The organism is Arthrobacter sp. SIMBA_036 (genome assembly GCF_046535135.1).
In the GTDB taxonomy this organism is placed as follows: domain Bacteria; phylum Actinomycetota; class Actinomycetes; order Actinomycetales; family Micrococcaceae; genus Arthrobacter.
Genome location: NZ_JAWRXG010000379.1, coordinates 1 through 247 on the forward strand (window position 1 = coordinate 1; position 247 = coordinate 247).

Consider the following 247-nt stretch of genomic DNA (forward strand, 5'->3'; position numbering starts at 1 on the left):
TCAATTTGGAGGGATATCCTTGGGACAGAAAGAGCGGGGATCAACGATCATTTCTTTGAAATGGGAGGCCATTCGCTGAAGGCAACAGCCTTGGTTTCGAGAATCCATAAGGAGCTAAAGACTGAAGTGCCTTTGCGCCAGCTTTTCCAGTCGCCTACCATCAAGGGTATTGCGGAGTTCATTTCCGCCGGCCGTGAGAGTGTGTATGCGTCCATTCAAAAAGTGGAGGAACAGGAATCCTATCCCC

Annotated in this window: 1 protein-coding gene; it reads left to right on the forward strand. The window is 49.8% G+C overall.

The window, feature by feature from the left end; genetic code table 11:
* A partial coding sequence (locus tag SB659_RS20235) for a phosphopantetheine-binding protein (RefSeq protein ID WP_410551724.1) occupies positions 1-247 on the forward strand: 247 nt, incomplete at both ends.